General features: G+C 63.9%; 23 protein-coding genes. 13 read left to right on the forward strand and 10 right to left on the reverse strand.

The features are described from left to right. The first annotated feature begins 6 nt into the window (after nucleotides 1-6). From HYR72_23365 to HYR72_23380, 4 genes are all read left to right on the forward strand, one after another. A complete protein-coding gene (locus HYR72_23365) occupies nucleotides 7-1,443 on the forward strand; it encodes an OB-fold domain-containing protein (GenBank protein ID MBI1817928.1) in 1,437 nt (478 codons plus the stop codon). Continuing rightward, nucleotides 1,440-2,585, forward strand: a complete 1,146-nt coding sequence (locus tag HYR72_23370) for an acetyl-CoA acetyltransferase (protein MBI1817929.1) — start codon at nucleotides 1,440-1,442, stop codon at nucleotides 2,583-2,585. The genes HYR72_23365 and HYR72_23370 overlap by 4 nt, the downstream gene beginning before the upstream one ends. Before the next feature lie 173 nt (nucleotides 2,586-2,758). Beyond that, on the forward strand, nucleotides 2,759-3,250 hold the full coding sequence (locus HYR72_23375; protein ID MBI1817930.1) for a hypothetical protein: 492 nt from the start codon (nucleotides 2,759-2,761) through the stop codon (nucleotides 3,248-3,250). A 169-nt stretch (nucleotides 3,251-3,419) separates the two neighbouring features. After that, nucleotides 3,420-5,066 carry a HAMP domain-containing histidine kinase gene (locus tag HYR72_23380; protein ID MBI1817931.1) on the forward strand — a complete coding sequence of 549 codons (1,647 nt, stop codon included), beginning with the start codon at nucleotides 3,420-3,422 and terminating at the stop codon, nucleotides 5,064-5,066. Between the two features lie 10 nt (nucleotides 5,067-5,076). Here the strand turns inward: HYR72_23380 and HYR72_23385 are convergent, their stop codons facing one another. The 5 genes from HYR72_23385 to HYR72_23405 form a co-directional block, all read right to left on the reverse strand. Further along, complete coding sequence (locus tag HYR72_23385) at nucleotides 5,077-5,433, reverse strand: hypothetical protein (protein MBI1817932.1); 357 nt, start codon at nucleotides 5,431-5,433, stop codon at nucleotides 5,077-5,079. Between the two features lie 21 nt (nucleotides 5,434-5,454). Further along, complete coding sequence (locus tag HYR72_23390) at nucleotides 5,455-6,672, reverse strand: CoA transferase (GenBank protein MBI1817933.1); 1,218 nt, start codon at nucleotides 6,670-6,672, stop codon at nucleotides 5,455-5,457. 9 nt (nucleotides 6,673-6,681) lie between these two features. Next, nucleotides 6,682-7,890 (reverse strand): CoA transferase, encoded by a 1,209-nt coding sequence (locus tag HYR72_23395; protein ID MBI1817934.1) that lies wholly within the window; start codon nucleotides 7,888-7,890, stop codon nucleotides 6,682-6,684. A 68-nt stretch (nucleotides 7,891-7,958) separates the two neighbouring features. Further along, the gene (locus tag HYR72_23400) at nucleotides 7,959-8,204 is read right to left on the reverse strand and encodes a hypothetical protein (GenBank protein ID MBI1817935.1); all 246 of its coding nucleotides are present in this window, start codon (nucleotides 8,202-8,204) and stop codon (nucleotides 7,959-7,961) included. Between the two features lie 51 nt (nucleotides 8,205-8,255). Continuing rightward, the gene (locus tag HYR72_23405) at nucleotides 8,256-8,936 is read right to left on the reverse strand and encodes a hypothetical protein (protein ID MBI1817936.1); all 681 of its coding nucleotides are present in this window, start codon (nucleotides 8,934-8,936) and stop codon (nucleotides 8,256-8,258) included. Between the two features lie 272 nt (nucleotides 8,937-9,208). Between HYR72_23405 and HYR72_23410 the strand changes: the two genes are divergently transcribed. The 7 genes from HYR72_23410 (at nucleotide 9,209) to HYR72_23440 (ending at nucleotide 18,135) form a co-directional block, all read left to right on the forward strand. Next, nucleotides 9,209-10,570, forward strand: coding sequence for a VCBS repeat-containing protein (locus HYR72_23410; protein MBI1817937.1), 1,362 nt, complete (start codon nucleotides 9,209-9,211; stop codon nucleotides 10,568-10,570). 69 nt (nucleotides 10,571-10,639) lie between these two features. Beyond that, a complete protein-coding gene (locus HYR72_23415) occupies nucleotides 10,640-11,566 on the forward strand; it encodes a hypothetical protein (protein MBI1817938.1) in 927 nt (308 codons plus the stop codon). 158 nt (nucleotides 11,567-11,724) lie between these two features. After that, nucleotides 11,725-12,492: a hypothetical protein gene (locus tag HYR72_23420; GenBank protein ID MBI1817939.1), complete on the forward strand. Its 768-nt coding sequence runs from the start codon at nucleotides 11,725-11,727 to the stop codon at nucleotides 12,490-12,492. Nucleotides 12,493-12,605: 113 nt separating this feature from the next. Then, a complete protein-coding gene (locus HYR72_23425) occupies nucleotides 12,606-14,756 on the forward strand; it encodes a S8 family serine peptidase (GenBank protein MBI1817940.1) in 2,151 nt (716 codons plus the stop codon). Between the two features lie 42 nt (nucleotides 14,757-14,798). Beyond that, nucleotides 14,799-16,049, forward strand: coding sequence for a beta-ketoacyl-ACP synthase II (gene fabF / locus HYR72_23430; GenBank protein ID MBI1817941.1), 1,251 nt, complete (start codon nucleotides 14,799-14,801; stop codon nucleotides 16,047-16,049). Continuing rightward, nucleotides 16,046-17,023: an ArsA family ATPase gene (locus HYR72_23435; GenBank protein ID MBI1817942.1), complete on the forward strand. Its 978-nt coding sequence runs from the start codon at nucleotides 16,046-16,048 to the stop codon at nucleotides 17,021-17,023. The genes fabF and HYR72_23435 overlap by 4 nt, the downstream gene beginning before the upstream one ends. Beyond that, nucleotides 17,020-18,135 (forward strand): ArsA family ATPase, encoded by a 1,116-nt coding sequence (locus tag HYR72_23440; protein ID MBI1817943.1) that lies wholly within the window; start codon nucleotides 17,020-17,022, stop codon nucleotides 18,133-18,135. The genes HYR72_23435 and HYR72_23440 overlap by 4 nt, the downstream gene beginning before the upstream one ends. Before the next feature lie 162 nt (nucleotides 18,136-18,297). Here the strand turns inward: HYR72_23440 and HYR72_23445 are convergent, their stop codons facing one another. Genes HYR72_23445 through HYR72_23460 form a run of 4 tightly spaced genes read right to left on the reverse strand, consistent with a single transcriptional unit; the run spans nucleotide 18,298 to nucleotide 21,955 of the window. Continuing rightward, on the reverse strand, nucleotides 18,298-19,581 hold the full coding sequence (locus HYR72_23445) for a tetratricopeptide repeat protein (protein MBI1817944.1): 1,284 nt from the start codon (nucleotides 19,579-19,581) through the stop codon (nucleotides 18,298-18,300). Between the two features lie 13 nt (nucleotides 19,582-19,594). Continuing rightward, on the reverse strand, nucleotides 19,595-19,996 hold the full coding sequence (gene rsfS / locus HYR72_23450) for a ribosome silencing factor (GenBank protein MBI1817945.1): 402 nt from the start codon (nucleotides 19,994-19,996) through the stop codon (nucleotides 19,595-19,597). Beyond that, entirely contained in the window at nucleotides 19,983-20,702 is a 720-nt protein-coding gene (locus HYR72_23455; protein ID MBI1817946.1) for a nicotinate-nucleotide adenylyltransferase, read from the reverse strand. Before HYR72_23455 ends, rsfS begins: the two co-directional genes overlap by 14 nt. Further along, a complete protein-coding gene (locus HYR72_23460; protein ID MBI1817947.1) occupies nucleotides 20,699-21,955 on the reverse strand; it encodes a glutamate-5-semialdehyde dehydrogenase in 1,257 nt (418 codons plus the stop codon). Before HYR72_23460 ends, HYR72_23455 begins: the two co-directional genes overlap by 4 nt. 115 nt (nucleotides 21,956-22,070) lie before the next feature. Here HYR72_23460 and HYR72_23465 point away from each other — a divergent pair, with 115 nt between their 5' ends. Together HYR72_23465 and HYR72_23470 are read left to right on the forward strand one after the other, a co-directional pair. After that, on the forward strand, nucleotides 22,071-23,249 hold the full coding sequence (locus tag HYR72_23465) for an acyl-CoA dehydrogenase family protein (GenBank protein ID MBI1817948.1): 1,179 nt from the start codon (nucleotides 22,071-22,073) through the stop codon (nucleotides 23,247-23,249). Nucleotides 23,250-23,340: 91 nt separating this feature from the next. Then, nucleotides 23,341-24,483: an acyl-CoA dehydrogenase family protein gene (locus HYR72_23470; protein MBI1817949.1), complete on the forward strand. Its 1,143-nt coding sequence runs from the start codon at nucleotides 23,341-23,343 to the stop codon at nucleotides 24,481-24,483. 11 nt (nucleotides 24,484-24,494) lie between these two features. On the opposite strand, the gene HYR72_23475 is transcribed toward HYR72_23470, so the two are convergent. Further along, nucleotides 24,495-24,932: a nuclear transport factor 2 family protein gene (locus HYR72_23475; protein ID MBI1817950.1), complete on the reverse strand. Its 438-nt coding sequence runs from the start codon at nucleotides 24,930-24,932 to the stop codon at nucleotides 24,495-24,497. Nucleotides 24,933-24,985 lie beyond the last annotated feature (53 nt).

The raw sequence follows: 24,985 nt of genomic DNA on the forward strand, positions 1-24,985 counted from the left end.
ACGCGCATGGTTGGGATCGCCGGCACCGGCATCGTTGGGATCACCGGATGGAGTACCTATGTGCCGAGGCTGCGGCTCGACCGTCGCCTGATCAACCAAGCTTGGGGTACCGCGCAGTTGGCGGGCACTCGGGCGGTGGCGAACTACGACGAAGATGCGCTGACGATGGCGACCGAGGCGGTGCGCGCGCTGCTCGGCGAAAATGGCGGCTCGGTGCGCGGGCTGTACTTCGCGAGTGCCAGTGCACCGTACTGGGAGAAGCAGATCGCAGCGGTGATCGCCACGGCCTGCGATTTACCGCGTCGACTGTTTACGGCCGACTACAGCGGCTCGGCGCGTGCGGGCACCGCGGCGTTGATCGCGGCGCTGCGTGCGGCGCAGGCCGGCGCGGCTGATGATGCGGTGGTGGCTGCGGCCGATGTGCGTGTCGGCAGCCCGGAATCGGAGCTGGAAGGGCTGCTGGGTGACGCGGCGGCGGCAGTCCGTGTAGGCACAGAGCAGGTTGCCGCCGAATTCATCGATGCCGAGTCGATCGCGGAGGAGTTCACCTATCTGTGGCGCATCGACAGCGATCGTTACGTGCAAGCGCAGCCTGGGCGGTTCTCCAGTCAGTTCGGTTACGCGCGTGATCTCAGCGAAGCGATCGGTGCGCTCCTCGAACGGAATCGACTCAGCCCGAAGGACATCAGCAAGCTCGCGCTGTACTCGCCGGACGCTCGCGCCGCCAGCGATCTCGCCAAGTCGATGGGTTTCGATCCCAAGACGCAGCTAACGCCGTCGCTGGTACCGACGATTGGATGCGCCGGAAGCGCGGAGGCATTTCTACAACTTGCAGCGGTGCTCGAAGGCGCGAAGCCGGGCGATTGGGTGATCGTCGGCAGCTTTGGTGAAGGTGCCGACGCGCTGTTGTTCCGGGTGACCGATGCGATCGCGCAGGCCCAGCCGGCGAGTCGCTTGCGCGAATGGATCGATGCCGGTGTCCCGCTGGCATCGTACGAGCGGTATCTCAAGTTCCGCCGCATTGTCGAGGGAGACGAGCCGACGGAAGCCATCGCCAACGTGCTCGAGTTCAAAGAGTTGAAGCAGGACGTGCGGCTCTACGGCAGCCGCTGTCGCTCGTGCGGCATGGTGCAGTTTCCCATCGCGCGCGTCTGCCTCAAGTGCCGAGGACGCGAGTTGGAGGACCATCGCCTCGCTCGTCGTGGCGGCGTGTTCACATTTACGGTGGATCATCTGATCGCCAACATCGAGCACCCACTCATCATGTCGGTGATCGACCTCGACGGCGGCGGGCGCATTTATCTTCAAACCACCGATGTGGCCGCCGATGCGGTGCAGGTCGGCACGCGCGTGACGTTGACGTTCCGGCGGCTGCATGAAGGCGGCGGCAATCACAATTACTTCTGGAAGGCGCGCCCGGTGCGCGTGCGAGGTGACGCATGAAGGATCGAGTGGCGGTCGTCGGCGTCGGCTGTACGAAGTTTGGAGACCTGTTCGACAAGAGTTACGAAGATCTCATCTGCGATGCCGCGTTCGCGGCGTATGACGACGCCAAGATCGACCCGCAAGAGATCAACGCGTCCTATCTCGGCACGTACTTGCCCGGGCCAAACGGCGGCAAAGCGGCCGTGTCGTTGGGGGATGCGTTGCGGCTCTACGATCGGCCGATCACGCGCGTCGAGAACTACTGCGCCACCGGCACCGACGCCTTTCGCAACGGCTGCTTGGCGATCGAATCCGGCGCCGCCGACATCGTGTTGGTCCTGGGCGCGGAGAAGCTGAAGGATCGCGGTGGGCGCGGGCTGCCTCGTCTGGGTCATCCGTTGCTGGCGAAGGGGAACTCGGCGCCGGGATTGTTTGCGTTAGCGGCCAATCGCTACATGCATACCTTCGGGATGGGACGGGAGACCCTCGCCAAGGTTGCGGTGAAGAATCATTTCAATGGGGCGCGCAATCCGAAAGCGCACCTGCAGATGGAAGTGACGGAAGAACAGGTATTGAAGGCTCCGATGATCGCGTCACCCTTCGGCTTGTTCGACTGTTGCCCGACCACCGATGGTGCGGCGGCCGCGATCCTCTGTCGGGCTGATTTGGCGAAGCGATTCCGCGACGACTTCATTCTGGTGAAGGGCTACGGCTTGGCGGTGACGACCGGGCGGCCGTATTTCGATCCTACCTTCGACTATCTCGGTTTTCGTTCGACGCAGATGGCCGCGCAGCAGGCATACAAGATGGCCGGTATCGAAGCGTCGGATATAGATTTTGCCGAGGTTCACGACTGCTTTACGTGGACCGAGATTTCCAACACAGAGGATCTCGGCTTTTGCAAAAAAGGCGAAGGTGGTCGTTTGGTGGACGAAGGGCGTACGCGGCTCGATGGAGATATCCCGATCAACCCCAGCGGTGGCCTGAAATCCTTCGGCCACCCGATCGGAGCGAGCGGGGTCCGCATGATCTACGAGTGCGTCGAACAATTGCGCGGGCAGTGTGGTGAGCGGCAGGTTCGCGCACCCGAACTCGGCTTGGCGCACAACGTCGGCGGCCCGGGCGCGGTCTCCTGCGTCGTGATTTTGGGCAACAACTAACGCGCGTGTCGTTTTGAGACGGCGTCGCGGTCTTGTTCCGCGACGATCCGGTCGCCGAGGTTGCGCTCCGGTTGATACAGGTTGCTAGACGATGCAGGCGGTCCAGGCGGCACGTATCCTGCTGCCCGTCAGAACGTCCTTCCAGAGATTGCTGAGGGAAGAGGGAGCCTACGATGGAAGCAGCCGCCGCCGCCGAAAACTGGTCCGGGCCCGCAACGTCAGCCGAACGGTCAATCCCGAAGCTGGCAGAGCCCGAAGTGCTTATGCCCTCGCAGTATCTGGATCTGTTGCGAGGCCACAGTCCGTATGAAGGCGAGAAGCGGCTGATGCTGGCTGTTCTGGAGGACGCGATCTCGTGCTTTCAGAAGTACTCGGGCGCAGACAAGGGGCGGCGCGAGCGGCTGTTCAAGGAGGCCGAGGAGTGGCTGCTCGATCAAGATTCCACGTGGGCGTTTTCCTTCGAGACCATCTGCCAGACGCTGGATTTGAATCCCGAGTATCTGCGCGGCGGCCTTCTACGATGGAAGGAGACATTCTTGGCGCGACCTGATGCCGGGTTTGCGCGGGTTGCGCGCGTGCGATTGCGCGCGGCGCGCCGGCACAAGATCCTGCCGTTCGTACCCCGTCGGCGGCGCAAGCCGGAGAAGGCGACTGCCGTCGCCTGAACGTTCGCGTCGCCACAACGTCATCTTTGCAGCGAGTGACCGGATCGCACGGCTGCGGTCCGTGTTTGATCTTAGGTGGCCGTCGCGCGTCCTGCGCGCACGCGGTGGCACTTGCGTTGCTGCTCCATTGCCAGGATAAGCCGCGTGGGCAGGAGCAGTGCCGGACCTCATGTCACAACGTATGCGCATCGCCTCGACTGCGCACCTCGACAAGAAGCGAACAGTTATACTGCTGCGTTCGGTCGTGATTTTCACGACCTCGTACCTGGTCCTCTTCGGCGGCCACGCGCTGTCGCTGAGCAATGTGGGATATGTGGCGGCGCTGGTCCTTTCGAACGCCGCGCTCGCGTGGTGTCCGCGCGTCGTCTTCGACGCGCCGCAGTTTGCCGCGGTGCTGCTGCTCGGCGACACGGCGCTGGTGCTGCTCGGGCTGTATCAGACGGTGGGGTTCTCGCAGGAGTTCCTGATCGTCTATTTCTTCACGATCTTTCTCACCACCGCAGCCGAGAGCCTGGCCCAGATCGCCGTCGGCGCCACTCTGATCAGCGGTCTGTATGGGTATTGGCTGTGGCTCAGCACAGCTGGCCCGCTCGACGCGTCGCACTGGCTGCGGCTACCGTTTTTCTTCGTGGTGGCGATTTTCTACGCGTTTCTCACCGATGAACTCAAAGTGGAGCGGCGGCGGCGCGAACAGGCCGAGCGTGAACGCGAACACCTGCGGCTGCTGCTACAAGTCGCTGGGACGACTGAGGGCGCGGCCATCACGAGTGAATGTACTACAGGTATTCGCACGTTCATCGAGTCGGCGTTTCCTCACCTGCGTTGTTCGGTGCGTCTCAACGGCGCGGCACTCGAGGATGAGCCGGGCGCTCTGGCGCTGTCGATCGAAGCCTACGGTGAGCGGTTTGGCGTAGTGACCGTGCGATGCGAGGGCGGCGCGGTGAGCGACACCGAGCGCACGATGTGTGCGCTGGTCATTCACGCCGTGGCAAGCGCGCTCTACACGGCGCGGCAGGTGGAGGTGGCGCGCGTCGCGTCGCGATTGAAGGAGGAATTTCTCGCTACGCTGTCGCACGAGCTGCGAACGCCGCTGCACGCGATCATCGGCTACAGCGATCTCGTCGAGGGCGCGATTGACCCGGCGGCCGATCCGATGATTGCGGAAGGCATCAGCCGGGTTCGCGTCAATGCGCAACGACTGCACGATCTCTTGGAGGAGATGTTGGGCTTTGCCAGTCTGCGCGCCGGACACACGCAGCCGATGATGGCGCCGATGCCGATCGAAGGACTGGTCGGCGAGATGGCGGCGTACGTGAAGGACTTGCTCACCGGCCGCCCCATCGACGTGCAGGTGGATCTGCCCGCCGACCCGCCGACGATCGTGACCGACTATCTGAAGCTTCGCCAAGTGTTGCGCAGCGTGCTGAGCAACGCCGCCAAGTTTACCGAGGAAGGCCGGGTGCGTCTGGTCGTCGCCCGCCGCGGGGAAGACCACATCAGCATTAGCATCAGCGACACGGGGATCGGCATCTCCCCGGCAGATCTGCACATCATCTTCGACGACTTTCGCCAGATCGATGGATCGAGTACGCGCCGCTTCGGCGGCGTCGGACTCGGCCTCGCGCTGGCGCGCGCCATGATCAGCGTACTTGGCGGCACGTTGGAAGCGAACAGCCGCGTCGGCGAAGGGTCGACGTTTCGGATATTGCTTCCTATCGGAGGGGTGGGCTTGAACGACACGCGTGGCGGCGCGCGACTGACACGCTCGACCCTGTCGCACGACGGCGCGTCGGAAGGCGGGTGGGCGACGGTTTGAGCGGTGGTGCTCAGATCATGCCGCTGACCACAGCGAGGAACTTCGCCAGCCACGGGCCGAGGGAGAACACGCAGTAGACTGCGGCCAAGCCGCGCATCACGTACTGGTTCAGCGGCATCGGGACGTTGCGGTGTAACAACAGCAGGAGCGCGCACGCCTTCGCCTTGAAGAGCAGCAAGGTCGGACCAACTCCGAGCACTGCGAAAGCGTGACGGAGGAGCGGGTTGGCCTCTGTGCAGCCAAGATTGAGGCCGCTGTAGGTAGCGATGCCGTCGAACATCTGCAACACGATGTTCAACGCAAACAGCTGGTAAAGATACGGGTTGGCGGCGCGCTCGATCACGCCATCAAGATTCCACGCCGGCAACGGTTAGTCCACCGAAACTCTTCAGTTGAGAACGTTTTCTTCCTTGAGCCGCTGGATGGCATCGGCGGAGTAGCCGAGGATCTCGCCCATCACATAGTCGGTGTCTTGACCGAGGCATGGTGCCGCCCGTCGGACTGCGGTTGGCGTGCGCGACAGGCGCCATGGGATTCCTGCGTGTTGTCGTATGCCGACTTCGGGGTGCGGCAACGATACGAAGAACCCGGCCTCGTTCAGATGGGGGTCCTCGGAGAGGTCGCGATTGCTCATCGACGTGAAAGCGGGAATGCCCGCCGTCTGCAGCTCGCGGGTTGCTTCTTCCGGGCCGCGTGTCTCGGTCCAGGTTCCGACGATGGCTTCGAGCGCATCCTCGTTCTGCTTGCGCGCGGCCAACGTAGCAAAGCGCGCATCGGTAGCGAGCGCCGGTAGGCCGGTGAGATCAGCGAACCGGCGCCAGTCGTCGTCGTGCCGCACGGCGATGGCCACCCAGCGCTCATCGCCACGGCAGCGGAAGACCCCGTGCGGCGCCATCTGGGGCACGCGATTGCCGTCGCGCGGTGGCTGCGCGCCGTTCATCGTGTACTCCATGACCGCTTCGGCGAGCACCGCGATGGTGGTCTCTTGCTGCGAGAGGTCGATGTACTGCCCGCGCCCGGTGCGGGCGCGATGGTGCAACGCTGCCAGCACTGCAACCGCCCCGTGCAGTCCCCCGTTTGGATCGCCGTAGGAGATACCCACATGCATCGGCGGCCAGTCGCGGTAACCCGTCACCGACGAGAGACCGGACAGCGGAACCTGCGCCGGCCCGTAGGAAACGTAGTGACTCTCGGGTCCAGTGGCGCCGTAGCCCGACAATGCGATCATGATGATGTCCGATTTGATCTGGCGCAGCACCTCGTAGCCGAGGCCCATACGATCCATCACGCCGGCCGCAAAGTTCTCGCACACTATGTCGCATTTGGCGATCAGCTCCTTGGCGATGTCGATGGCGTGCGGTTGTTTCAGATCCAGGGCGAGACTGCGCTTGCCTTGGTTGTATTGATTGAAGTACCCGCTGCGATTGAAGCCAAATTCCCCGTCGGCCCAGGGCGGCAGCAGTCGCGTGACGCAGATGCGCGTCGCGGTTTCGACGCGAATCACTTCCGCGCCTAGATGCGCGAGCTGTAGCGTGCAGTACGGACCGGCCCACACCCACGTGAAGTCGGCGACGCGGATGCCTTCGAGTGGAGCAGTGGTAGACATGGGCCTCTCCTACACGACGCCTCGTTGACGCAAGTCGTCGACCTGCGCAGCCGCAATGCCGAGCTGCCGCGTCAGCACGTCGGTCGTGTGCTCACCGAGTCGCGGCGCGGGCGTGACCAGACGCCACGGGGTTTGCGAAAAATGAAACGGTGCTCCGGGTAGGGTGACGGCGCCGACGCCCGGTTGTGCCACGGTGGCGAAGAAACCACGCGTCTTGAGGTGCTCGGAATGCAGGAGATCACCCATCGTCGAGACCGGCGCGAATGGAATACGGCGCGCCTGCGCGGCGCGGTAGAGTTCGGTGACGCTCTGCTGCGACACCCAGTCCTGCAACAGCAGTTTCAATGCATCCCAGTTTTGGGCGCGGGTGAGGCGGTTGTCGAACAACTCCATACTAGCCCACTCGGGAGTGCCCATCAGCTCGACGAAGCCGCGCCACTGATGTTCCTCGATGCAGCAGAGAAAAATCCAACCATCGCGGCACTCCATGAAATCGAGTGGCTGGATAGGCTTGACACCGAGGCGCGAGGCCACCAGACCCATGTACGGCCAATACTCGAAAGTGAGTTCGAGGATGGCGGCGATGGATTCCTGGATCGAGACGACCACATGTTGGCCTTGCTGGTCACGCGCCGCTGCGTACAACGCGCCGAGTGTGGCAATGGCGGCGTTCACACCGCCTTGAAAGCCTGCCTGCTCGCCGAACGTCTTGAGCGGCGGCATGGCTCCGCTACCCGGCCCGCCGCCGTTGAGATAGGCGACGCCACCGGCGTTCCACAAGATCAAATCGGTTGTGGCGTAGTCGCAGTGCGGGCCCGTCAGCCCGAACGGCGTCACCGAGGTCATCACCAAGCGTGGGTTGCGTTGCGACAGCGCTCGGTAATCGATGCCCAGCCCGGCCATCTGAGCGGGCGGCGCGTTGTGCACCAAGACGTCCGCGTCGGCGACTAGCGCCGCAAACACATCTTGTCCGCGGGCGCTGTGGAGATCGAGCGTGATGCTGCGCTTGTTGCTGTTGAGATAAATGAACAAGCCGCTGGCATCGGGATCCGGCTTGCCGCCCGGGAATGGGCCATGGCGGCGTGCCGGATCGCCGCCCAGCGGTTCGACTTTGATGACGTCGGCGCCAAGATCCGCCAGCAACTTGGTCGCGTATGGCGCCGCGACCATCTCGCCGTACTCGATGACTCGCACGCCGCTGAGTGCTTGCTCCGCCATGGTTGTGGCTCCTCACGCGCGCGGTGGCTGTAGCACGAACCCACGCCAGCGCCAACGGCGCCGGGCGTTCAGCGCAATTCGGTGGGAAGGAGATCGAGCAAGCGTTCCGGGTCGGCCGGCTCGTCGCGATAGTGCAGCGCGGCCATGAACTCGGTATGCGAATAGCGCGCGGCCTCCCATTGATGGCGGATGCGCCACTCGCCATCAGCGGTGCGCACGAGCAAGTGGACGACCTGTTTGTCGGTCAGGCCCACCGCCGCGCGCTCGCTCGGCGTCATCGCGAAGAGCACGTAGGCCGGATGCTTCGTCGTCACGAAGTACATGCGAATTAGTTAGCGAGCGGATGCGCGTGTGGCAAGCGGTTGCTACGCATCACCGCGTGGCGTACGGACCGGGCAGACGCCGAGCGCTCCATGGCGCACTGCAGATGAATAGCTGAGGATCTGCATACCGCTGGCGCCAAAACCACCAACGTTGAGATAGCCGGCGTCGAGCGTGCCCGTCGTCGACCAATCCCACGCCTCCGCGAGCAAGCGCTCGCCGCGAGCGGCGTGGTACACGATCAGGTCGTAGACGATCTCGATAGCCGTGCGGCGGCGTACCGACGACGATGACACGTTCAGTTGCTGTGCATACTGCGCGAGTTGCGCGTTCTGCCCGTCGTAAGCGAGGTTGCGGCTCGGATCGAGGATTGCCTTGCGCACCAAGAGCCAACCGGGGGCGCAGGTGTCCGTGCCGGCGCGCGGTTCGAGCGCGATGCCCCAGTCGTCCTTCAGTTGATAGCCCATCTTGCGGAGGAAGCGCGCGTCGAAGCAGGCGGGGAACCGTTCGATGAGCCGGAGCAGAGTCAGCGGTCCGGTGGCGTCGCGATCGACATGTAGGATCAACGCCTCGCCCGCGGCTGCCGCGCCTTCGAGTTCGGCGACCGTGTACGGAATCGGCACCGCGACGGCTGTTACGGCGAGCGCGGCGTGGACTTCTTCCGGTCCAAGAACGTCGGGACCGAGTATGTCGCGCGCGGTGACAAGATCGCTAGAAACAGGCATAAGTGGCGCGGGATCATAACAAGTGACGCGCCGGACACAAGTGTCGTCGATCAAGTACGCGGGCACTCCGCCGCCGCGCCTGGCGCGCAGAATCTTCGCTTGACAAATCAACGCGTGGCTCGATAAAAGGATCGCGCTTTTCGATCGAAAGACGCGCGGGATTACTAAGCTTGACGAAGCGACATCGCAGGGCCAAACATCTCATCTCGGGGCTGGAGCAGTTCACAACCGGCGCCAGGACGGCTCTGATGTTTCAGCCAGAGAGGAACAGTATGCGACGAGGGTATGCCGCACTTGCACTTGGATTGTTAGTCTGCGGCGCGGTCAGAGCAGCCAGTGCGCAAACCCCGGCCGTGAAGTTCAAGCCGAGAACCGATGTGGTGGTGCCGGGCGAAACCCCCTTTGATCTCGTGGCGGCCGATCTCAACAAGGATCAGAAGTCCGATATCGCGGTGGCCAACATGGATTCGGGAGACATCGCCGTGCTCTTGGGCAAGGGCGACGGCAGCTTCGAGACCGGCGTTACGTACGGCGCCGGCGACTTTCCGACCGCGATCGCTGCCGGCAAGGTTACCAACGACGACAACGTCGACCTCGCGGTAGCCAACGACGGGTCGAGTAACGTCAGCCTTTTCATCGGCTCCGCGACCGGTACGTTTACCGGACCAACCAACACCGACACGGCGCTCTCGCCGCCGGAAGCTGTGGTCCTCGCCGACTTCAACGGCGACACCAAGCTCGATCTAGCGACCGCAGAACTGTTTGACGATACTGTCACGGTGCGACTCGGCAACCGGAATGCGACCGGGACGTTTGGCGACGCCAGATCAGTCAACGTAGCCGGCGGCCCGTTTGGCATGGCGGCCGGCGATTTCGACGGCGACACCAAGCTTGACTTGGTCGTCTCGGCGAATGACGTCAATCGTGTTGTGATTCTCCACGGCAACGGCGACGGGACATTTGTGGCGCCCGATTGCGCGCTGGTTCCGACTCCTGCTGGGTGCCTGACCGTCGGCGGCGTCGACTCCGCGCCTGCTGGCGTGACAGTCGGTGACCTTAACGGAGATCAAAAGCTCGATATCGTATCGGCCAACAACGCCTCGGACGATATTTCGGTCCTGATCAACAATGGCGACGGCACGTTCGCCGCGGCGCTGAACCTGGGCACCGGCTTCACCAGCTTTCCTGAGTCGGTCCGCATCGCTGACTTCAATGGCGACGGCAAGGCCGACATCGTGGCGGTTAACAACGAGACCGCAAACATCGCGATCTTCACGGGCCATGGCGATGGCACCTTTGATACCGCGGTATTTTTCGCGCTGCCCGACCTGTCGAGCCCGTTGGCGGTGGAGGTAACCGATCTGAACGGCGATGGCCAACCCGATGTCGTGACGGTCAACGCGGACGCTGCCAGTATGTCGGTGCTCTTGAATGACAGTGCCGTACAGTGTACTGGCGACTGCGACGGCTCGGACAGCGTCACCGTTGAGGAGCTCGTGCGCGGCGTCAATATCGCCCTTGGGACCGCCCCGTTGAGCGATTGTCCGTCGTTTGACAAGAACGATAGCGGGGATGTCACGGTCGAGGAACTCATCATTGGAGTCAACAATGCGTTGGGTGAGTGTTCGGCTTGATTGGGGGGATGGGAGTCCGAAGTTCATGGACGAGTGGCCAGATGAAATTGGCTGCGGGAGGATGTTTGGATGCTTAGGCGAATAGCTATAGTGAGCGGAATCGCGCTCGGCGCGCTCGGGCTCATGGCCGGCATCGCAGCCGCCCAAAGCAAATGCACCGGCCTCAGTTGCGCGGTGCTGTCGGTATCCAACGTCAGCGGCAAGAACGTCGGCGACACGGTCAACATCACCGTGAGCTACAAGCAGAGTCCAGACGATGGGACTGCGGGTCAGGGCAGTGACGAAACCGCCGCGCTGGCTTTCACGCTTGGCATGCCCGGCACGGGGAGCGGGGCCGGGTTGAGTTTGGCGGATTGCAACGTCGGCAGCGATGGGTTGACACCGGCGGTTCACGTCGCCGATGGTGTCAAGAACAACTTCAAGGTCGTGATCGAGAACCTGCAGTGCACCACCAGCAACGGCACCCCGCGCAACCGCTGTCTGTGTCCGGGCACGGGGCAGCAAACGGACAACTTCATCAACGTTGTTGTCTACGGACCGAAGGATCTCCCGAGCAGCGGTCCGGTCGATATTCCTGTGCTACCGAGCGAGGGCCCACTGGTGAGCTTCGATCTGAAGATCAATGCCGGTGGTCGTACCGATCTACACGTATTTACTGAGACCGATGTGCAGGCGACGACACCCAAGCCGCAGTTCGGTGCGTTCCTGTCGATCGGCGATAAGGCCGCCGTCGATCAGACGTACAACCATACGACCAACACGGCGAAGGTAGCGATCACCGACGGATTCGTCGAAGCCGGTGCCTCCTGCGTTGGCGACTGTGACGGCATGAGTGGCGTCACCGTCGAAGAGTTGATCCGCGGCGTCAACATCGCGTTGGGGAGCGTACCGCTCAGCGTTTGCCCGTCGTTCGATGCCGACCATTCGGATGATGTGACCGTCGAGGAGTTGGTGCAGGGCGTGAACAACGCGCTGCTGGGCTGTGGCCATCCGTAGGGTGCGGGACCCCGGACGGCGACGATTTGGGTGAGGACTCCGGCAGCGACTTGAGCTTGCGAAAGCGATACGCTGCCGCAACCATTTTGCAGGTTACTCTCAGAAGGAGGACAGAGATGAGAACGCGGACAGGGAGTTCAATGCTTCGAGGGTTGGCAGTGAGCACAGCAATCGCGCTGGGCGCATCAGCGGCCCACGCAGCCGTATCGATCAACGTCGGCAACGCCAGTGGTGCCCCAGGCGACCTGGTTCCCTTTTCAGTCACGCTGACCGCCGATGGCGGCGAGCAAGTGCTCGGGACCCAGAACGAACTTGGGTTGGATGCGGCCGGCGTGCACTTTGCGGCGAAGGTGAACAAGAAGCCGAATTGCGCGGTCAATCCAGCCATCTTCAAGAGCCTGAGCGGATTCGCTTTCTTGAACAGCTGCGATCCGACGGCGGGCGCCTGCACTGGCATACGTGCGATCGTCGCACCCGGACTGGTCGACGAAGATGTGGCGTTGATCCCGACGGGATCGGTCCTCTACACTTGCATGATCCAGATTGCGACTGACGCGGCCGGTGGAACCTCTCCGATCACGATCGATCACGTCAGAGCCAGCGATCCCAACGGCGTCGTCATTGAAGGTGTGACCGGCAATCCAGGCTCCGTTACTGTGGTGGTGCCGGCGACGGCAACCCCGACGCCATCGGAGACGCTGACACCGCTGCCGACGAACACCGCGCCACCGACGAATACGCTGCCTCCAACCGTTACCAAGCCACCTGCCACGCACACCGCAATCCCGACCGTGACCAACACGCGTGGTTCGGGTGGTGGTGACGACGATGGTTGCCAGATCAGCGCCACGCATCACAGCAACACCGGTTGGCTGGTGATGTTGCCAGCCGCTGCGTTCCTGTGGTTCCGGCGCCGCTCGCGCTAACGCGCGCGGATCGCTAGACCGAGAATCGGAGAGGGGGCCGCATGGCCCCCTCTTTTTTTTGCTCGCCTAAGCAGACAGAATAGCGCTAACAAAGGTGATGGAACGGCGGCCTGGTGAAACGCATAGCGCTCATTGTCGCAATCGCTCTCAGCTGGGCGCTGGCGCAAATCGGTCGAGCTGACGACAGCTCGTACACGGCCCTACCGGCCGCGCGCGCGTTGCCGGTTTCATCGGCGGATCTCCTCCTGAAGCGACTGGACGGCCTCACGCCGCTGGCGCAGGTGCCGTCGTTCGGCTTCACCTCACCGAATGCGCGCGCCGCGCAGCGATTGCCGGAATTCAAAGTGCTGGTGCAGCTCGATTCCGCTGCCGCCGCGGCGGCGTTTCGCACGGCCAGGTATGCGCCGGCCGCGCAGATCGGACGTGTCATCTCGCTGCAGGTGGGCGCGGACGAAGTCGCGAGTGTCGCGGCGATGCCGGGGGTGCGACGTATCGAAATGCAGCTCCCGCATCGCCTCCACCTAGACGTGAACACAGTGAAGAATGGAGCGGTGCAGGCTCGCGCCATCAGTGGGCTGAGCGGGAAAGGTGTGATTGTCGGCTTGATCGATTCGGGGATCGACTGGCGTCACGCTGATTTCCGCCGCGCCGATGGCAGCACGCGCGTGCGGGCGCTGTGGGACCAACTCGACGACAGTTTCACCACGTCCGGCGGAACGATCGGCTCGCCGCCGCCGCGCGATGCGACCAATGCGTCAGTCGGTACGGTGTACACGGAGGCTCAGATCAACGCCGCGCTCAATGGTGGAGCGGCGGTGAACAGTGTGGATCTCGTTGGCCACGGAACTTTCGCCGCCGGCTGCGCCGGCAGCAACGGCCTCGCTGCGGGGGCGTACACCGGGGTCGCGCCCGACAGCGATTTCGTCGTCGTCCGCGCCGGCGGCATGGACAAGCGCGACTTCAACATCAGTGGCGACACCCTCGCCGCGCTGCAGTGGATCGATGCGCAGGCCGCGGCGTTCGGCGAACCGCTGGTCGTCAATATGAGTTTCGGCCAACACTTCGGCCCGCACGATGGCACCAGCGCGGAGGAAGTGGCGCTCGATGACTTTGTCGCGACGCCGGGACGCGTGGTCGCCGTCTCCGCCGGCAACGAGCGGGCGGCGGGGATTCATACCAGTGGCTCAGCCCGCGGTGGCCGCGCCCTGCAAGTTCGGGTGGATGCCGATAGCGACGACTTGCTCGCCGTCGATTGCTGGTTCGGCGGAACCGACGTAGTTGACCTCGGCTTCTTCGATCCCGACGCCACCGGCGTAGCCAACGCGAACGTCAGCGCTGGCCATTGCGATCAAACCCAGAACGCGAGCAATCGCGTCAGCCTCTGTGTCGACGATATCGACGCGATGAACGGCAGCCGCGAGGTGCTCTTCCTGGTCGAGCCACGCAATGCCGGTGGAACGATCTCGATCGGTACGTGGCAGTTCATCTTGCGCGACGAAGGTGGCGTCCACGACGGCCACTTTGACTGCTGGTCGGTGAACACTCAGCGCTTCAGCGCCGACGCCGATGGCTCCGAGACGGTGGCAATCCCGGGTACGGCGCGCGGCGCGCTCACCGTCGGTGGCGCCAACCTGCGCGGCAGCTGGCCGAGTGAGAGCGGAACGAACACGACGATCGACGCCGGCGTCGCCGACGACCTCGCGTTCTTCAGCAGCATCGGGCCGACTCGCGACGGGCGGGTGAAGCCCGATATCGTGACCGGGGCCAACTGGGTCTTGTCGGCATGGTCGCAAGCCGATGGCACCGGGTCGGGTATTGCCGGCGATCCGATCGATACGCGCCGGGTCAGTGCCGACGGTGTCCACGCCGCATCGCGCGGGACGAGTTTTTCAGCGCCGCAAGTCGCCGGCGCCGCCGCCTTGTTGCTGGAATCGAATCCACAGCTGCATGCCACCGACGTCGCCGACCTGCTGCACGCGAGCGCGCGCAGCGACGCGTTCACCGGGGCGACCCCAAATTCGTTGTGGGGGTATGGCAAGCTCGATGTGGCGGCTGCGGTGGAGTCGGTGCCCGGCCGCTGCCTCGTTGACTGCGATCATGACGGCATGACCACCGTGGACGAGTTAGTGACCGCAGTGAAGATTGCTCTCGGTGAGTTGCCGCTGGCGCGCTGCCTCGCCGCCGACGCCAATCACGATGAGCAAGTGACGGTGGAAGAACTGACCGGCGGAGTGCGCGCCGCGTTGGGCGGCTGCGTGTCGTAGTGCCTTGACCGGCCAGCGCCCCTTGCGTATGCAACGAGAACCATGGCTCGAACCGAACGTCGCGTCGTGGTGACGGGCCTGGGCCTGGTCACACCCCTCGGCAACACACTCCAGAGCAACCTCGACGCCTTGATGACGGGACGATCCGGCATCGGGCCGATCACCCATTTCGATGCCTCCGAGTTTCCCAGTCGAATCGCCGGCGAAGTTCGCGATTTCGATCCGGGCGATTTCATCGAGAAGAAGGAAATCAAGAAGATGGATGGGTTCATCCACTACGCCGTCGCGGCGGCGCAGATGGCGGTGGATGACGCGACGTTTCGCGTCGATGCGGCGGAAGCCGAACGCGTCGGGGTGCTTGTCGGCGTCGGTATGGGCGGCATCGCTACCGTCGAGGAGTACGTTGAAGCCTATCTCAAGCACGGGTTGAAACGGGTGTCGCCGTTCTTCATTCCGCGCTTAATCGCCAATCTCGCACCCGGAAACATTGCCATCCGTTTCGGGCTCAAGGGCATGAACTATGCGCCTGCCAGCGCCTGCGCGTCGGGCGGGCACGCGATTGGCGAAGCCTTTCGTCTGATTCGCTTCGGCTATCAAGATGCGATGCTTGCAGGTGGGTCTGAAGCGGCCGTGACGCCGCTCGGCGTCGGTGGCTTCGCCGTGATGCGCGCGCTCTCGACACGGAACGAAGAGCCGCAGCGGGCGAGTCGCCCGTTCGATCGCACCCGTGACGGCTTTGTGATCGCCGAAGGCGCCGGCGTGTTGGTGCTGGAATCACTCGAACGAGCGCAGCAGCGCGGCGCGCGCATCTATGCCGAGATCGTCGGCTACGGGGCCAACGCCGACGCCTATCACATCACCACACCCAGCCCGGACGGGCAGGGGGCCACGCGGTGCATGCAACTGGCGCTTGAAGACGGCGCGATCGATCCGCTGGCGGTCGACTACATCAACGCGCACGGCACGTCGACGCCGTACAACGACGCGACCGAGACCAAGGCGATCAAGCGCGTCTTTGGCGAGCACGCAGCCCGCTTGGCCGTGAGTTCGACCAAGTCGCTGACCGGCCATCTGCTCGGCGCCGGCGGCGCGGTCGAGGCGGCATACACGGCCTTGGCGCTGCACCACCAACGCATCCCGCCGACCTGGAACTATAGCGAGCGCGATCCGGAGTGCGATCTCGATTACGTGCCGAATCAACCGCGCGACGCGGCGCTGCGCGTGGCGCTGTCGAACTCGTTTGGTTTCGGGGGCGCCAACGTCTGCCTGGCGCTGCAACGGTGGACGCAGTGATCGGCAAATTGTTTCAACGGCGCCTGCTCGTGGTCGCCGGCAAGGGCGGCGTCGGCAAGACGACGGTGGCCTGCGCCCTGGCGCTCGAAGCTGCCCGAGCCGGTAAGCGTACTGTCCTGGCCGAGGTCGATGGCAGCGGCCGCGCGGCGGCGCTGTTGGGCCTGGATCCCGTGCCGATCGGCGAAGTCCGCCCGGTGCGCCCAAATCTGCACGTCATGGCGGTGGACGGGAAAGCCGCGCTGGAAGAGTATCTGGCGATGATCGTTCCGATTCGCCGTTTGCTCGACGCGGTATTTTCCAGCCGCATCTATCAGTACTTCGTCGCGGCCGCGCCCGGGTTGAAGGAGCTGATGACGATCGGAAAAATATTCTACGAGGCCGAGCGCGTCGACGAGACAACCGACGCGCGGCGCTGGGATCTCGTGATCCTGGATGCGCCGGCTACCGGCCACAGCGTGCAGTATCTGCGCATGCCGCGCGCGGCCCACGATGCATTCGGCGGCGGCTTGGTGGCGCGCGAAACGCAGCGGGTGCTCGACCTGCTCACCGACCGCAAGCAGACCGCGATCAATCTGGTGACCACCGCGGAGGAGATGCCGGTCAACGAGACCATCGAGATGTATCGCCAGCTCTGCGGGGAATTGCGGCTGCCCGCCGGGTATCTCTTCGTCAACCGAGTTCATCGTGTCGCCTTTGCCGATGCAGATGTGGAGCGGGTAGCGGCCGCACTGCCGACGGCGCGGGACGCCGATGATCGCGCCGTGCTCGAAGAGATCGTGCGCCGCGGGCGTGAGGAATGCGGCTGGAGCGCCATCAACGCGCGCTATCGCGAACGTCTCGCGACGGAGATCGACCTCCCGGCCGTCGAGATTCCGTACATCTTCGCGGAGGAGTTTGGTGTCGAGCAGGTGCGTGAGATCGCCGCCGGTTTGGTTTCGAATGCTGCGCTCAGCGCGCAACGGCGGGCGCGATGAAGGCGTTGGCGAGTGTATTGGCGAAGCACCGTGTCGTGATCTGTGCCGGCAGCGGCGGGGTCGGCAAAACCAGCACCGCCGCAGCCATCGCGCTCTATGGCGCGCAGCACGGCGCTCGTGCGATCGTGCTGACGATCGATCCGGCGCGCCGGCTGGCCGACGCGTTGGGGTTGGGCGCCATGGGTTCCGAAGAACGAGCAGTGCCGATTAACGGCGGAGGCAGTCTCACCGCAATGATGCTGGATCAAAAGGGCGCGTGGGACACCTTGGTGGAGCGGCATGCGCCGTCGGAGGAAGCGCGGCAGCGCATTCTGGCGAACCGCTTCTATCAACATCTGTCGCAGAGCTTCGCCGGGTCGCAGGAGTACATGGCGGTCGAGCAGTTGTGTGAGCTGCATGAGAGCGGGCGCTACGACCTCATCGTCGTCGACACGCCGCCGACGCAACACGCGCTCGATTTCCTCGAAGCGCCGCAACGCATCGCTGACTTCCTCGACAAAAGTGTCGTCCGATGGTTCGTCAAGCCGTACTTCTCTGCCGGGTGGGCGACGTTGCGGTTCATGAACCGTACGGTCGGAGTATTGTTCCGCAAGATCGAGGAAGCCACTGGGGTCGCCGCGCTCGCCGAGGTGTCGGACTTCTTCACTTCTATGGGCGGACTGTTCGACGGCTTCGAGGCGCGCGTGCGGCGCGTCTACGAGCTGCTGCGAGCGCGGGAGACCGCGTTTGTCCTGGTGGTGAGTCCCGAAGAGCAAGTGTTGCGCGAGGCGGAATACTTTTGTCGGATGGTCGGTGAACGGCGCATGGCGCTGCGGGCGGTCGTCTTCAATCGCGTGCACCGAGAGTACGCGGGCCGGCCCCGCACTCTCGATCCTGACCGCCTGCGCGCGTTGGTGACGCGCACTGGAGGGGCTGCTGCCACCGAAGCGTTGGTGCAAAACTTCCTACGCTTCGAGACCGTTGCCCGCGGTGACATGGTACGCATGGAATCATTCCGTCGTCAGTTGCCGAAGAGCATGGCGATCGCCGAAGTGCCAAACTTCGATGCTGACCTGCACGACATCGCCAGCCTGATGCGGATGCATCCGTATCTGTTCGCCGACGCGGCGTGAGGGCTCCGCCCCGGAAGGCGCCCTCGATACGATCGCTTCGCGATCTACTCGGGCAAACGGATGTGGACTCTCGGAGAGAAGGACTGCTTCCCCCTGTAGTGGCGCTGAGCAGAAGCCGGAGGCTTCGTATCGAAGCGCCATGTATCGAGGGGCGATTCTAACTCAGTCGGCGGCTACTTCGATCGCGGCGCGATAGCTGTCCCAGACGGAGCATTGCGGACACCGGGCGCTCCATTCGCTGGCGGCATAGTGGCAACTGCGGCAACTGTAGGGCGGCGCGGCGCCGTCGGTAGTGGCTTCGGCAAAGGCGGAGAGGGCTTGGTCGGCCTGTCCGAGCTTGCGCAGGGCTTGGGCGCGTAGGACGCGCACACTGGCGATGTCGCGCGCGGAGGGTGGCAGTGCGGCGAGTTCCTTCAGCGCCTCGGCGGGGGCACCGCTCAGGAGATCAAGGCGCGCTTGCCACACCTGGACGGCGTCGGCGCGGACACTGGCGCTGCGCAGTTTGCGCAGCAGTGAGCGGCTCGGGGCATCGTGCTGCACTAGGCGTTCGATGAGGATGCTGCGCGGAGTAATGCGCAACGCGCGCTGCCACAACGCGACGGCCTCCGCGGCGCGGCCGGTGTCCACAAGGGCATCGCCCAAACTGATCAGTGCGGGAATGAACGTCGGGTGAGCATCGACTACCTGCTCCAATGCGCTAACGCGCTCAGCCGGCGTCGCCAATTTACACGCCGCCTCGTACTCGAGACCGAGCAGGTGCTCACGCTCACGCGCAATCAGCGGCGGACGGTTGAGGGTACGCAGGTAGATTCGTTGTACCGCGACGGCTTCGGACCAGCGCTCCGTCGCTGCGTATTGCGCCCGCAGCGCGACTAGGCCACGGGATGCCGAGGGGTGGTGCGCTCGCAGTTGCTCTAATGCTTGGATGGCTCCGCTCCGGTCGCCCTGACGGGTACAGGCATCGCTGACTGCGAGCAGGAGTTCCGCATCGGCACGATGGTGATCCAGCGCGGCGCGGAGGACCCGCTCGGCCGCGGCGGCGTCGCCGTCGTCGAGGTAGGAAGCCGCGGCCGCCAACACCGCTTGCCGTTGGCTTGGATCCCGGCGCCACGCTCGCAGCAGCAGCGTGCGTGCCCGATCGCTCTCGCCCTGCCACAGCAGCGACGAGCCGCGCTGCTCCAACACTTCGGCGCGCCGTTCGCCGCGGGCATTCCAACGTTGCCAACGTGCGCGCAGCCAGCGACCGGCGGTTTGCACGAGCAATCCGGCCAACACAACGAGCGCACCGGCGAGGAATGCCGAGATCAGCACGACGCCGAGCTGTAGCCCAGCGAGGGTGAACTGAGGCGCGAGCCGCACGTCGACGGTGGCGGGATTGAGGAACGCGAGGTAGGCCACCGCCGCGGCCACCGCGATGCCGATGGCTATGAGGACGCCACGTCTCATGTGCAGGCTGCTGTTAGCGGAACGCGCCGGCGAGACGCAACTCGCGCGCTTGACTGCGATACGGCTCCGGCAGGGTGACCTGTGGCGCCCGCGTCCACAAGCGTTCGAGATCGTAGAACTCGCGTACCGGTTCGTAGAAGATGTGGACGATGACGTCCCCGAAGTCCATTACCGCCCATTGCCCGCTGCTGTAGCCTTCCAGCGCCAGTAAGTGGACGCCAAGCACCGCCAGGTTCTGTTCAAGTCCATGAGCGATCGCCTGCACCTGCGTGTCGGAGCGGCCAGTACAAATCAGAAAGTAGTCGGCTAACGACGAGAGTTCGCTCACCTCCAGCAACACGAGGTCGTACGCCTTCTTCTCCAGCGCGAAGCGGACGCATAATAGCGCGGTCTCGCGAGCGTCAGCGGCGGCCAAGCGAACGCATCCTCAATTCGTACAGGTGGTGTTGCTCGATGTAGCGTTGGACCGACTGGGGAACCAGGTAGCGAATCGACGCGCCACGATGGACACGCGCACGGATGGCCGAAGCCGAAATCTGCAGATCGCTGATACGCAAGAAGTGAATAGCCGTCCCGCTTTCGTGTCCCAGTCGTTGCTGTTTTGGCTGATAGCAAAACTCGCCGCGTACGGCAACGGGGAGGGTGCGGGGTCCGCCTACGAATGAGAAGCCGGGCCGGGACGTGACTACGATGTCGCACAACCGCAGCAGGTCGCGGTACGCCTTCCAGGTGCCGAGTTCGCGATACTGATCCATCCCGATGATCAGATACAGGCGCGCCCGTGGATGGCGCGCGCGTAGTTCGCGTACGGTGTCCACCGAGTAGGAACGGCCATCGCGATCGAGTTCGATCGTTGAAGCGCGGAACTTCGGATTCCCGACAAGGGCGCGCCGCACCATGGCGAGCCGATGCGGCGCCGGGAGCAGGTCTGTCGGCGCCTTATGCGGGGGATTACCGGTCGGGACGAACAATACGCGATCGAGTCCAAACGCCTCGCAGACTTCCTCGGCGTTGCGCAGGTGGGCGAGGTGAATGGGATTGAAGGCGCCGCCGAGAATGCCGAGCTTGGTAATGCGGGTCGCCGAGCGGGTCTGCCCGACGTTGCGCGCTGAGGTGCTCACTCGCGGATCTGTCCGCTGCCGTAGATCACGTACTTGTACGTGGTCAGCTCGCGCAGCCCCATCGGCCCACGTGCGTGCAGCCGATTGGTTGAAATGCCGACTTCGGCACCGAAGCCGAATTCGTAGCCGTCAGTGAAGCGGGTCGAGGCGTTGACGTACACCGCCGCCGAGTCGACCTCGCGCAAAAATCGCCGCGCACGATCGTAGTGCTCGGTGATGATGGCATCGGAATGGCCGGTGCCATAGGCGTTGATGAAACCGATCGCGTCGGTCAGCGAGTCGACCACTTTCACCGACAGGATGAGGTCGAGATACTCCGTGCGCCAGTCTTCTTCGGTCGCGGGCGCAACATCCGGCACCAAGCCGCGAGTACGCTCGCAGCCGCGAATATCTACGCCCGCCGATCGCAGGCGGGCGACCATCGCGGGCAAGAACTGACCGGCGACTGATTGATGCACCAGCATGGTTTCCATGGCGTTGCAGACGCCCGGACGTTGCACCTTGGCGTTGAAGCAAATGCGCTCGGCCATGGCGAGATCGGCGTGCCGGTCGACGTAGGTGTGGCAAATGCCGGCGTAGTGTTGAATCACCGGAATAGTCGACGATTCGGTGATGGCCTTGATCAAGCTCGGTCCGCCGCGCGGCACGATGACGTCGATGAACTCACTCTGCCGCAATAGCACCTGGACCGCCTCGCGATCCGCGGTCGCGATCAGTTGCATCGCCGCATTCGGAAGTCCCGCCTCGACGATCGCCGTACGGATGGCCTCGGCGATGGCTTGATTGCTGGCGAGCGCTTCCGATCCGCCCTTCAGAACCACTGCGTTGCCGGCCTTCAGACATAGGCCCGCCGCATCGGCGGTGACGTTCGGACGCGATTCGTAAATCACGCCGACGACGCCGATCGGCACGCGCACTTGGCCGATCTCCAATCCGTTCGGCCGGCGCCATTGCGCAATCGTTTCACCAACCGGATCGGGGAGCAGCGCGATCTGTTCGAGCCCCTGCGCCATGGCCTCGATGCGAGCCTCCGTGAGTATGAGTCGATCGATCAAGGCCGGTGGCAAGCTGGCGTTGCGACCCTTGGCGACATCGCCGCGATTGGCCGTGAGCAGCGTCTCGCACTGCGTCCGCAGATGCGACGCGGCGCGGGTCAGCGCCGCGTTCTTTGCGGTCGTCGAGGCAGTGCTCATTACACGCCCTGCAGTGCGGGCGGCCCGGCACAGCTCGATGACGCGGGACTCGACACTCATGCGAGCGACGATACAAAAACGCCTGTGCTTTGTCATGCGGCGAGCGTGAATTGCGCTATCGGTGGTCGTTCGCTACGGTGCTCGGCATTCGAGAGCATGCGCGAAAGGATACGAGATGGACCTTGAACAGTTCCGTGAAGAGACTCGGCAGTGGCTGCTCGCCAATGCGCCGAAATCCATGTTCGGCACGCCGAAGTCGATGGACGACATCTGCTGGGGTGGGCGCAAGACGCACTATCCGACCGACGTGAAGCGGTGGCTCGACGTGATGGCCGAGCGCGGATGGACCGCGCCGACTTGGCCGAAGCAATACGGCGGCGGTGGTTTGAGCCGCGACGAAGTGAAGGTGCTCAACCAAGAGATGGCGCGCTTGCAGTTGCGCCCGCCGCTCACGGGCTTCGGCCTCAGCATGATCGGACCACTGCTGTTGCAAGAAGGTAGCGAAGCGCTCAAGCGCACGCACATCCCACCGATCGTGCGTGGAGAGATTCGTTGGTGCCAAGGCTATTCCGAACCCGGTTCCGGATCCGACCTTGCGAGCTTGCAAACCAAGGCGGAAGTCGACGGGGACTCTTTTGTTCTCAACGGGCAGAAGGTCTGGACCTCCTACGCCGACAAGGCGGACTGGATGTTCATCCTGGTGCGCACCGATCCGAAGGCGAAGAAGCAAGAGGGCATCACCTTCTTGCTGATGGACATGGATGCGCCGGGTGTCAGTGTGAAGCCGATCCGCCTGATCAGTGGCACGTCACCGTTCTGCGAAACGTTCATCGAGAACGTCCGCGTGTCGCGCGCGAACGTGGTCGGGCAAGTCAACGGCGGATGGGCGATCGCGAAAGCGCTGCTGGGCCACGAGCGCACGATGATCGCCGACGTGTTCAAGGATCGCGTCCCCGGCAATCCGTTGGTAGAGCTGGCGCGCCGCTACGTTGGCGGCGACTCGCGGATCGCCGATCCGATCATCCGCGACCGCGTGACCCAGAGCGAGATGGATCAGCACTGTCTGGATCTGACGCTCGATCGCTCACGCGACAGCGCCAAGGCCGGGCACAAGCCGGGTCCCGAGACCTCGATCTTCAAGTACTACGGCACCGAGACCAACATGCGCCGGCGCGAGTTGATGGTCGAAATCCTCGGCCCGCAGGGATTGGGTTGGGAAGGGAACGGCTTCGACGGCAAGGAACTTGGCATCACGCGCGACTGGTTGCGCTCCCGAGGCAATTCGATCGAAGGCGGCACGTCCGAGATTCAACTCAACGTCATCGCCAAGCGCGTGTTGGGATTGCCGGACTGACGAATGCGGAATGGCGAATGTGGAATGCGGAATCAATGCCGTCCGCTATTCTACATTCCGAACTCCGCATTCCGCATTGCAAAGGTGTCACATGCCCCTGGTCCTGACCGAAGAACAAGAACTCCTTCGCCATAGCGCCCGTGAATTCGTCACCAAGAGCGCACCGCTGAAGCGAATACGCGCGTTGCGTGATGGCAACGATCCGATCGGTTTCTCGCGCGAGCTGTGGAGCGAGATGGCGAAGCTCGGCTGGACCGGCATCGTCTTGCCCGAAGAGTTCGGCGGCGCCGGGCTCGGCTACTTGGATCTCATCGTCGTGATGGAAGAGCTGGGGCGCGGCCTGATGCCGGAGCCAATGCTGTCGAGCGTGCTGCTGGGCGGCAATGCGATCTTGCTCGGTGGAAGCGTGACGCAGCGAAAGCTGTTCTTGCCGCCGTTGATCGAAGCGAAGCTGCTGCTCACGCTGGCCCACCACGAGCCGCAGAGCCGATACGATCTCTGCCACGTGATCACGCGGGCGGAACGCAGCGGTGCCGATTGGAAGCTGAGCGGGGCGAAGACGCTAGTGCCGGACGCGCACGTCGCCGATCGCTTGATTGTGAGTGCGCGCACGGCGGGGAACGCGACCGATCGGCACGGCGTCACGCTCTTTGTGGTGAGCGCGAAAGCCAGCGGTGTGTCGGTGACGCGGCAAGCAACCCTCGACAATCGCAACGCCGGCGTCGTGAAGTTGGAGGGCGCGACGGTATCCGCGGTCGATGTACTCGGAACGGTAGGCGAGGGGGCGACGTTGCTTGAGACGGTCATCGATCGCGCTACCGTTGGCCTGTGCGCGGAGATGCTCGGCAGCATGAACGCGGCGTTCGAGATGACGCTCGACTATCTGCGGACGCGCACGCAGTTCGGGGCATTGATCGGCACGTTTCAAGCGCTCAAACACCGCGCCGCGAAAATGTTCATCGAGACCGAGCTTGCACGTTCGGCCGTGATGGCCGCTGCGCGAGCCATCGACGAAGGCAGCGAGGATGTGCCGTCGCTGGTGTCGCTGGCGAAGGCGCGCTGCTCGGATGCCTTCGTCCTCATCGGCAACGAGGGCGTCCAAATGCACGGCGGCATCGGCATGACCGACGAGCACGACATCGGCTTCTTTCTCAAGCGCGCCCGCGCAACGCAGTTGACGTTCGGCGATGCGGCGTTTCACCGCGACCGCTACGCGGAGCTGGAAGGGTACTAGCGGCTCCGCGGCTACTTGGATGCCAGCTTCGCTCCGTGCGCATGCAGCCACTGATCGAAGAGTTGCCGGGACTCCGCTGTGAGCTGCTCCTCGAGGAAGCTTATGCGATCCTTGTCATACACCGCGCGCTCCAGTCCGGAGATGCGGAGGGGTGGCGCACCGGCACAGGTGAAGGTGCAAGCCCACTCGCGGCGAACTTGGTTGCTAGCCTGCGCTGGACCGTGCGTAGTCTCGAGCACCCGTGACGTGCAGCGGCGATCGAAGCTCGAGACCGCGCGGCGTAGCGCCGTAAGAACGGCTTCACGGCCGTTTTGACGCCGCACGGGGGGATCCAACGTCACGTAGACCGCGTCCTCGGTGAAGTACGGCTCCAGACGACTCCAGTCGTCGTCAACGAACGTCTGCTCGAAGTCGCGAGCATACGCCTCGAAGCACGCAATCAAGTTCACGGTCCGACTGTCCTGGGCAGTTGCGGCTCAACGCAGCGCCGTTGAGTGAGGCA

It is taken from the genome of Deltaproteobacteria bacterium (assembly GCA_016178705.1).
Taxonomy (GTDB): domain Bacteria; phylum Desulfobacterota; class Binatia; order HRBIN30; family JACQVA1; genus JACOST01.